Genomic DNA, 1,655 nt, shown 5'->3' on the forward strand with positions numbered 1-1,655 from the left:
CGCGGCCGAGGAGACCGGCGCGGCGGCTTCCCAGGTGCTGGGCGCCGCCTCCGAGCTCTCGCGCCAGTCCGAGCACCTCGCGGCGGAAGTCGATCGCTTCCTCGCCACCGTCCGCGCCGCCTGACCCAATCACGCCCCTCCCCCCCTCTGCGGGGGAGGGTGGCCCGCGAAGTGGGTCGGGAGAGGGGAGCGACCTCTCCGGATAACGCGCTCCCTTTCCAGACCCTCGCTGACGGGAGGCCCACCCTCCCCCGCAGAGGGGGGAGGGAAGTGGCGCGTCGAGCTGGTGCGGCTTCCCTTAAAGCCCCAACGCGCCGCCGTCCGAGCGGGGGTCGTGGACCGCCTCGATCCGGCCGTTGCGGGGGTGGCGGACCAGCATGCCGGCATGCCCGAGCGAGTCGATGTAGGCCCCGCCGAGCTCCTCGATCTCGTGGCCCATCCGGCCGAGCGCCCGGATGCAGGCCGGGTCGAAGCGGTCCTCGACCTTCACGGTCAGCGATTCCGCGCCCCAGGTGCGGCCGTAGAGCAGGCGCGGGGCGTCGACCGCGTCGGCGGGGCCGAGCCCGTAGTCGGCGTAGCGGGTGAAGACCTGCGCCTGGAACTGCGGCTGGCCGTCGCCGCCCATCGAGCCGTAGGCCATCACCCGGCCGTCGTCGAAGCAGGCGAGCGCCGGGATCAGGGTGTGGAACGGGCGCCGCCCCGGCTCCAGCGGGTTCACGGCCGTCTCGTCGAGGGAGAACGAGGTGCCGCGGTTCTGCCAGTGGATGCCGGTGGCCGGCAGCACGCAGCCGGAGCCGTATTCCCAGTAGATCGACTGGATGTAGGACACGGCCAGGCCGTCGTGGTCGATCGCGCCCATCCACACGGTGTCGCCCTCGCCGGGGTTGCGCAGCGGGATCGCGGCGGCGCGCGCCATGTCGACCTGCGCCGCCTCGCGGGCGAGGTTTTCGGGCGTGAGATACTGGGCCGGGTCCGTGACCAGGCGGTCGTAGTCGGTCACCACCCGGTCGCGGATCGCGAAGGCGCGCTTCGTCGCCTCGATCAGCCCATGGTAATGCGCCGTGGTCTCCGCCTGGCGGATGTCGAGCCGGTCGAAGATGCCGAGGATCAGCAGCGCCGCCAGCCCCTGCGTCGGCGGCGGAAAGTTGTAGAGCGTGGCGTCGCGGCGGCGGATCGAGAGGGCCGAGCGCTCGCGCGGCTGGTAGGCCTTGAGGTCGGCCCTGGTCACCGGGGCGTCGAGGCGTTCGAGGTCGGCGGCGATCTCGCGGCCGACGTCGCCGCGGTAGAAGTCGTCGAGCCCGGCACGGGCGAGCTGCTCCAGGGTCGCGGCCAGCGCCGGCAACCTCCGCACGTCGCCCACCGGCCACGGTTTGCCCTCCTTGAGGAACGTCTTCGCAAAGTTCGGGGCGTCGTGGAGGGTGTCGAGCTCCTTCGGCACGTAGCGCCCTTCCGAGGGCGAGACCGGACAGCCCTCGCGGGCGTGGCGGATCGCGTCGGCGAGGAGCGTCTCCAGCGGCAGCCGGCCCCCGAGCGCGCGGGACAGCTCCAGGGCCAGGCGCCAGCCGCCGACGGCGCCGGCCACCGTCACGCAGGCGTCGGGGCCGCGGGCGGGGATCGCGTCGAACTCGCGCTCGCGGTAGCGCGCCCGGCTGGCC

The 1,655-nt window shown here is 73.6% G+C and carries 1 protein-coding gene; it reads right to left on the minus strand.

Going from position 1 to position 1,655, the window contains the following annotated elements; genetic code table 11:
* Window positions 1-298 precede the first annotated feature (298 nt).
* The coding region (locus FV229_RS26685; protein WP_147754796.1) for a gamma-glutamyltransferase at window positions 299-1,655 on the minus strand (1,357 nt) is incomplete at its 5' end.

This window comes from Methylobacterium sp. WL120 (assembly GCF_008039465.1).
GTDB lineage: Bacteria > Pseudomonadota > Alphaproteobacteria > Rhizobiales > Beijerinckiaceae > Methylobacterium > Methylobacterium cerastii.